The 7,988-nt window shown below is 73.1% G+C and carries 5 protein-coding genes; 3 read left to right on the forward strand and 2 right to left on the reverse strand.

What is annotated here, in order from left to right; genetic code table 11:
* Nucleotides 1-89 precede the first annotated feature (89 nt).
* Nucleotides 90-986 carry an SDR family oxidoreductase gene (locus AB0M83_RS28960; RefSeq protein WP_364521550.1) on the reverse strand — a complete coding sequence of 299 codons (897 nt, stop codon included), beginning with the start codon at nucleotides 984-986 and terminating at the stop codon, nucleotides 90-92.
* A gap of 384 nt (nucleotides 987-1,370) precedes the next feature.
* On the opposite strand from AB0M83_RS28960, the gene AB0M83_RS28965 reads away from it, so the two are divergent.
* Both AB0M83_RS28965 and AB0M83_RS28970 read left to right on the forward strand, forming a co-directional pair.
* Nucleotides 1,371-2,585: an MFS transporter gene (locus tag AB0M83_RS28965; protein ID WP_364521551.1), complete on the forward strand. Its 1,215-nt coding sequence runs from the start codon at nucleotides 1,371-1,373 to the stop codon at nucleotides 2,583-2,585.
* A 332-nt stretch (nucleotides 2,586-2,917) separates the two neighbouring features.
* Complete coding sequence (locus AB0M83_RS28970) at nucleotides 2,918-4,360, forward strand: GGDEF domain-containing protein (RefSeq protein ID WP_364521552.1); 1,443 nt, start codon at nucleotides 2,918-2,920, stop codon at nucleotides 4,358-4,360.
* A 144-nt stretch (nucleotides 4,361-4,504) separates the two neighbouring features.
* On the opposite strand, the gene AB0M83_RS28975 is transcribed toward AB0M83_RS28970, so the two are convergent.
* Complete coding sequence (locus AB0M83_RS28975; RefSeq protein ID WP_364521553.1) at nucleotides 4,505-5,401, reverse strand: hypothetical protein; 897 nt, start codon at nucleotides 5,399-5,401, stop codon at nucleotides 4,505-4,507.
* A gap of 163 nt (nucleotides 5,402-5,564) precedes the next feature.
* Here AB0M83_RS28975 and AB0M83_RS28980 point away from each other — a divergent pair, with 163 nt between their 5' ends.
* Nucleotides 5,565-7,718 (forward strand): phospholipase A2, encoded by a 2,154-nt coding sequence (locus AB0M83_RS28980; protein ID WP_364521554.1) that lies wholly within the window; start codon nucleotides 5,565-5,567, stop codon nucleotides 7,716-7,718.
* Nucleotides 7,719-7,988: the final 270 nt, after the last annotated feature.

Below are 7,988 nucleotides of genomic sequence, written 5' to 3' on the forward strand. Positions count from 1 at the left end.
CGGACGCCACTTTCTCTAGGAAAGATGCGTCTGGAGGGCCCTCGGACGCATCTTTCCTAGGGAAAGTGCGGCTTTGGAACGCAAAGTGGTCAGGCGGTGCGGGGCGAAGTGTCGGTCCACTTGCGCAGCCGGGGCGGGACGCGCTTCTCCAGGCCGTAGTTCTCCAGGTGGGCGGAGAAGACCTCGTCGAACGCCTTCTGGACCGTCTCGGTGTCCCACACCGGACGTTCGAGGATCGGCTGCTTGAGGAACGGCTGGCCCATGACGTGCAGCTGCGGGCCGTTGCACCGGATCATCTGGCCGGTGATGCCGTGCGAGCCCTCGCCGAGCAGGAACAGCACGACCGGCGCGATCCGCGACGGCGTGCGGTCGGGCGGGCACGCGCGCAGTGAGCGTTCGGACTTCCACACCATCCGCGTGTGGGCCAGCGGGCAGACGGCGTTGACGCGGATGCCCTGCTCTTCGAGGTCGAGCGCCCACGAGTAGGTGAGCGACGCGACCGCGCCCTTGCTCGCCGCGTACACGCCGAGCTTGCGCTGCCCGAGCGAGGCACCCGAGGAGATGTTGACGATCGAGCCGCCGGTGCCGGCGCCGACCATCGCCTTGATCGCGGCCAGGCCGGTGTTCACCACGCCCATGACGTTGACTCCGACGAGCTCGCGCGCCTGCTCGGCGTCGTCTTCCCAGGGCAGGGCCTCGTAGTTCAGGCCGGCGTTGTTGACCAGCCCGTCGATCCCGCCGAACTCCTTGACGCACAGGTCGACGATCTCCTGCGCCTCGCCTGCCTCGGCCACGCTGTGCCCGCTGGCCACGGCGCGGCCGCCGTGCGCGCGGATGTTCTCCGCCGTGCGCTCGGCCAGCTCGACGTCGATGTCGTTGACGACCACCGACCCGCCCGCGCGCGCGACGTGCACCGCGAACGCCTCGCCCAGGCCACGGCCGGCGCCGGTCACCACGACCGCCTTGCCCTGCATCAACCCGTCCATCGTCATCTCCCCGCTCTGCGCGCGCCGGCGGCGGCGCGGTCCGTCCACCCCGGCCGGCTCTCAGTCCAGTCTTGGCCCATTCGGTCCAGTGGGGAGTGACGCGACGACGAGCGGCCGTCGCCCTGCGCCGAGCGAATCCGGTTCGATCAGCCCGGAGTACCCACGCGCCGGTCACGGCTCACCCAGGCCCCCTCGATGGCGGGTAATCCGATCGGTTCGGAAGGGCAGCGGCGGCGGGCGTTCCGGAGACATCGGCGCGTAGCCGGCGGCATACTGTGAGTGCTTCCGGGTGGTCAGCCGTGACTCCCCCGGACGGGGTCGTCACTGGCGAGGCACAATGCGGGACGACCCACATTCACTCGATCGGGGGACGGTGGTTACGAGGTGACGACGCGCGCGACCCCCCGGCTCCGGGCCGTCCTGGCCAACCGGGAGTTCCGCGCGCTGTGGTTCGCCGAAACGCAGTCGATGCTCGGCGACCAGCTGACCATCGTCGCGCTGGCCATCCTGATCTTCGACCGGACCGGGTCGCCGCTGCTCTCGGCCGTCGTCTACTCGCTGACGTTCCTGCCCGCACTCGCCGGCGGGCTCGGGTTGTCCCAGCTCGCGGACCGCTTCCCGCGGCGCGCGGTGCTGGTGACCGGCTCGCTCGCGCAGGCCGTGCTGATCGGCCTGATGGCCGTGCCCGGGATGCCGATGGGCTGGCTGTTCGTCCTCTTCGTCTTCGCCCGGCTGGCGAACGCCCCCGGCAACGCGGCGCAGAACGCGCTCGGCCGGGAGATCTTCGCCGACGACGACGTCTACCTGCAGAGCCAGGACCTGCGCGGGATCACGAACAACACGGCGATGCTGGCCGGCCTCGCCGCCGGCGGCCTGCTGGTGACCGGCATCGGCACGTCCTGGGCGCTGGCGATCGACGCGGCGACGTTCCTGGTCGCCGCCCTCGCCGTGCGGCTGTCGGTGCTGCGGCGGCCGGCCGCGGGCGACGGCGGCACTCCCTGGTTCGGCGCCGTCCGGCAGGTTTTCGGCGACGAACGGCTCCGCGTGCTGCTCTACCTGTCGTGGCTCGTCGGCCTCGCGGTGATCCCGGAGGGCCTCGCCGCGCCGCTCGCCGCACAGCTCGGCGCGGGCGATCAGGCGGTGGGCTGGCTGCTGGCGGCCGATCCGCTGGGCTTCGTCGTCGGGACGTTCCTGCTGTCGCGGTTCGTCTCGACGGAGCACCGGCGCCGGCTGCTGGGGGTGCTGGCCGCGCTGCCGCTGGCCGCGCTCGCGGCGTTCGCGCTGCAGCCGAACCTGGCGTTCGCGCTGATCCTGCTCGCGCTGGCCGGCGCGACGGGCGCGTATGTCATCACGGTCTCGGCCACGTTCATCACGTGGGTGCCGAACGACATCCGGGGCAGCGCCGGCGGGCTCTACCGGACCGGGCTGCGGGTGGCCCAGGGGGTGGGCGTCGGCATCGGCGGGCTGGTGGCCCAATGGGCCGGTTCCGCGAACACGACGATCGCGCTCGCGGGGGCGGTGGGACTGCTGCTGGCCGTCCCGGTCGCGTTGTCCTGGCGCCGGGTCGGCGGTGCGGAACCGGAGCCACCGCCGTCATGAGCGGGGAACGGGCTCTCCGCGGCGGAACGGATCAGAAGTCACGGTTGGCCATCGGGGGTCACCTCTCCGTGCGAGCAAGATCATGAATGGCATTCGCGGACGCCGTGGGCGACAATTCGCGGGTGGTTCAGAAGTCGCGGTTGCGCATGGGGGCCACCTCCGTGCGGGGAGAGTCTCGCAGAACCTTTTGTGCCGCGTTCCCGGCAGTTCCTCCGGGACCTTGGCCGGCCTGTTGCTGTGGGATGGTACCCGGCTGGGGAATGCGTGAACACTCTGCCAGGTACCGATGAGATTACTCAAGGCCGCGACTAGCCTGGAAAGGAGGTGACCAATTGCATCCAGGACCGGACGGCGACCCGGGCGCGCCGCACGAGCCGGCCCCGGCACGGCCGGCGCACGCCGGCGCGGACCCGGCCGAACAGCGCGTGACCACGGACGGGTCGGCGAACACGACCGGTGGTCCGGTCGCGACCGCGCGGAGCGAGCACCCGTACCGGCCGCGCAACTGGGCACTGTGGCGCCGCCGGCCGGTGCAGGTCGCGTTCATGCTCGCGGCCGAGGCCGTCGCGGTCGCGATTCTCGTCGTCGCTTTCGCGCGCTCGCCGATTCCGTCCGGAAACGACTGGATCAATTTCGGGATTCTGGCGGCGGGCGCCACCGTGCACATCCAGCTGACCCAGCGCCAGGAAGAACGGCGGCGGAACCGCACGAAAACGGTGCTGATCGACCTCACCGCCGTCTGGACGTTTTCCGCCGCGATGATCCTGCCGGTTCCGCTCATTCTCTTCGTCATCGCGGTGATCCGGGCGCAGCACTGGTTCATCGCCCGCCGGCCCGCCCACAACTTCCTTTTCTCGTCGATCACGCACGGCCTCGCGGCCACGCTCGCGCACCTCACCTACACGTCACTCGGGCCGCACCTGGCGGGCCCGCCGGACTGGGGCGGCTTCCTCCGCGAGTTCGGCACGATCGTGCTCACCGGGGCCATCTACGAGGCCATCCAGATCGCGTACGTGGGCGGGGTCCTGCTGCTCGGATCCCCCGCCGGCCGCACGGTTCGCAACGTCCTCGGCAGCCCCGCCGACAACACGCTCGAAGCGATCACCATCGGCCTCGGGGCGGTGACCGCGATCCTGCTCGCCGCCGTGCCGCCGATGGTGGCGGTGATGGCCGTGGTCACCGTGGTCTTCAATCGCCTCGCGGAACTCGATCAGCTCCAGAACGACGTCCGGACCGACCCGAAAACCGGGATTCTCAACATGCGCGGCTGGTCGGAGTCGGCGGAGCGGGCACTGGAACGGACCGCTCGATCGGGTGATCAACTGGCGCTGCTGATGGTCGATCTCGACCACTTCAAGTGGATTAACGACACCTATGGACATCCGGCGGGCGACGACGTGCTCCGGACGGTTGCGCAAACCCTCGACGAAGTGACTCGGCCGAGCGACTTGGTCGGCCGTTTCGGGGGTGAGGAATTCCTCATTCTGCTCCCGGACATCGACGAAGACTCGACGTGGGACGCGGCCGAGCGGATACGGGTCGCGATCGCCAAGCTGCACATCGTGACGACGGACAAACGCGGCGACCCGGCGACGATCGCCGACCGGACCACCTCGATCGGGGTCGCTCGCCATCCCCGGCACGGTGACACCCTGGAGCGGCTGCTGCAGTCGGCGGACGCGGCGGTGTACCTGGCGAAGGAGAACGGCCGCGACCAGGTGTGCTTCGCACCGGACACCCCGGGCGGCGGGCTCCCGGCTCCGGACGAGTCGTGAGCCGAGCAGTCCCTCCAGGCCACGCTGCGGCCGCGTGGCCGGAAGGATTCACGCACCCAGGCGCACCGTGAGCTCCGACTTCACCAGCACCTCGGCGGAAGTCCCGGGCGCCGCCGAGCCGAGCCGCACGCGCTCGAAGGCCGGTCACGCACCCAGGCGCACCGTGAGCTCCGACTTCACCAGCACCTCGGCGCAGGTCCCGGACGCCGCCGGGTCGAGCCGCAGGCGCTCGCCGCGGTAGCCCGCCGATTCCAGGCGCAGCACGTGAGCCCCCGGCGCCGGTCGGGGGTGGCACCAGTGGCGGACGATCCCGGTGCCGTCCGGGTCCTTCGCGAGGACGAGGTACTCGTGGCCGAGATCGTCGCTCACCCGGCCGAGGCCGTTCCACCACAGCGCCCGCACCGCGAGGCTCTCGCCGTCGCACACCAGCTCGACCGGCGCATCGGCCCGGACGTCGACCCGGAACCCCCGCTCGCCGACCCGCACCGAGCGGACGTCGAGGAAGCCACCACCGGCCGGGCCCCGGGGCACCAGCACCTCCCGGCCACCTTCCTCCGGGCGCGGGGCCAACGCGGCCACCACCAGCTCCGCCGCCGATCGCCCGTCTTCAGTGTCCGGAACCGGCGCAACCCCGCGCAGCTCGTCCGCGAGCAGCCGCGCGCCCGCGGCCTCCGCCCAGCCCAGCGCCGCCGCGCGCAACCCCGGCTCCGCCTTCAGCCGGTCGAGCAGCGCGCCGCGCCGCCGTCCGCTGAACCGGGCCGCCCGGACCAGGCGAGCCGTCTCCGGGCCACCGGCCGCCGGGCCGAAGATCCCCGTCATCGCCCGGTCGAGCGCCCGCAGCTGCGAAGCCAGCACCACCCGCACGACCGCCGGCGGACAGCGGACAGCCAGCTCCGCGGGCGAACACTCGCGCAACGCCCGGGCGAGCGCGCCCAGCTCGGGCGGGACCGGACGCAGCCGCGCGCCCGGAGCCAGCCGCCGCAACGCGCGAACCGTGTTCTCCACCGGCGCCGAACGCCCGCCGGGATCGGTCGAGGCCACCGCACGCCCTCCTGGTCCGCCGCGCCCCCGAGACCATTCTCGCCGCCGCCCGCCCGCCGCGGAACGTAAGAAGGGGCAGCCCCCGCGCCACCCGATCGGGCAGAAGCGGTCCCGGGGGTTATCCCTGTGTCGCCGCCGTGGCGGGGCTGGCACCCTTGAGACCATGCCAGCCCCGACCGAGCCGTCTCGTGTCCGCCGACCCTGGTCGACGTCCGGCTGGCTGCTGCTGGTCCTGCTGATCGTCTTCGCCTTCGGCCTGATCGCTTCGCGCCCGCCGTCACCGCCGGACCAGGGGCCGCCCACCGGGGACGTGCTCGCCGCGCAGAACGCCATCGAGGCGCTGGTCCACCCGGGCCCGCACCCCGACGCGCTCGCGCGGCTGCCGAAGGACTTCACCGCGCTCAGCGGCGTCACCCCCGGCGCGATGCCGGCCCGCGACGGCACGGTCCGCGCCGTCCACGTCGACGGCGGCTGCTCGACGCCGTGGGGCGACGACAACACGAAGTGGGACTACGCCGTGCCGTGCAAGGCCCACGACCTCGGCTACGACCTGCTGCGCTACGCCGACCGCAAGGGCCACCCGCTCGGCCCGGAGGTCCGCGAGGCCCTCGACAACCAGCTCTCGCACGACATGCACCACGCCTGCGACCTCAACCCGATGGACTCCGCGGGCACCTGCCGGATCGTCGCGTCCTTCTACTCGGCCGGGCTGGTCGTCAACTCGTGGCACCAGCGCTGGGGCCCGCCGGTCGGCGATCCGATCGGCCCGATGGTCGCCGGCGTACTCGTCATCGGCTGCCTGCTGGTGGTCCGGCTGCGCGGCTGGCTGCGCGCCCGCCGCGAGCCCCGGCTGCCGGTCCCCGCCACCGCCCCGGCCTCGGTCGGCCGGTGGGCGCTGCTCGGCGCCGGCGGGGTTGTCCTCCTGCTCGTCGGCGAATCGGTGACGGCGCTCGCGCACTGGGCCGGGGCACCCGAGACGTCGCTTTGGCCGCTGACCTGGCTCGCCCAGCTCGTCCCGCTGATCTTCTTCGCCGGCGGCCACGCCAACGCGGCCGGCTGGCGCACCGAACAGGACCACGGCGGCGGCTACCGCCACTTCCTCGCCGAACGCGCCAGCCCGCTGCTGCGCCCGGCGTTGATCTTCGCGGTCGTCGCCCTCCTGACGCCGCTCGCGCTCGAGCTCCTCGGCATCCCGGCCGGGACGACCGCGACGGTCATGCGGATCGCCCTGCACCCGCTGTGGCTGCTCGGGGTCTACCTGCTGACGATCGTCTGCACACCCCCGCTGCTGGCCCTGCACCGCCGCGCGCCGGTGGCCGCCGCGGCCGGGCTGCTGGCGCTGGTCGTCGCCGGTGAAGCCGCCGCCGATGCGACCGGCTCGCCGTTGCCCCGCTTCGCGGCGACGTTCGCCCTCGCCCTCCTCGCCCAGCAGCTCGCCTTCGCGCACGCTGACGGCGTACGCCCATCTCGACGCCTTCTCGTCGCGGCCGCCGCGACCGGGGTCACCGGCCTCGCCGTGGCGAGTGTCCTGCGGGACGGGCCACCCGTCCTGCTCGGCAGCCCGGGCGCCCCGGCGGCGTTCTCGGCCCCGCCGTGGGGTGTGCTGCTGCTCGGCCTGGTCCAGCTCGGCGTGCTCGGGCTCCTGGCCGGCCCGCTCGGCAGGTTCGCCGAGCGGCCGCGCGTCGCCGCCGCGTGCCGGTTCGTCGTGCGCGCGCCGATGAGCCTCTACCTGGCGTTCCTCGCCGGGATGCTGCTGCTCGTCGCCGTCGTGTACCTGCCCGGCCGGATCGCCGACGGGCTGAGCTGGCTGATCCGGCCGCGCACGCTGGTCGCGGTCGGGCTGCTCGCCGTGCCCGCGACGCTGGTGTTCTGGTGGTTCGAACGGCACGGCCACCACGGACGGCGGCCCCGCGCGGCCGAGCTCCCCGGCCGCCGGACGGTGGTGCTGACCAGGGCCGCGGCCGGGTTCGGCATCGGCTACGCGACGCTCGGCGTGTTCGGCTTCGCGCTGACCCGCTTCGGCGGGGTGGCCGCCGACGCCGACCTGCTGGGCCTGCGGCTCGACCCGATCCAGAGCCTGGTGCACCTGCTGCTCGGGGTGTTCCTGCTGCACACGATCCGGCTCGGGGCCGGCGCGGCGACCGGCACCTGGCTGACCACGGCGCTCGCCTGCGCGCCCTCGCTCCTGTTCGCCGACGGCGGCGGCACTTCCGAGCTCCTCGGCGTCACGCTCCACGCGGCGACGGCCGGGTTCGCCCTGCTCGCGACGGCGGGCACCCTGCTGCCGGCCCGCAGACCGGCAAATGCGACGTCCTGACCAGGCGAAACCGGCGCTCCTGCGGGAAACTGGGTGGTGCGTGCCACATTCCCGGGGGGATGTGTAACGCTACGGCAACCCGGGGCAGGCACCATGCGTCCCAACCCGTAGCACGACCGATCGATGCAGTGAGGAGTCGCCCGCGTGGATCATCCGCCTCGGAACGGGCAAGGCGACCGCCGCCCCGCCCGGCCCCGGCCGGACGAGCCAGGCCGGCGCGCCACCCCTCCGCCTCGTCGGCCCGCACCACGCCGTGAGCCGGTCGACGCG

This window comes from Amycolatopsis sp. NPDC051106, assembly GCF_040682775.1.
Lineage (GTDB): Bacteria > Actinomycetota > Actinomycetes > Mycobacteriales > Pseudonocardiaceae > Amycolatopsis.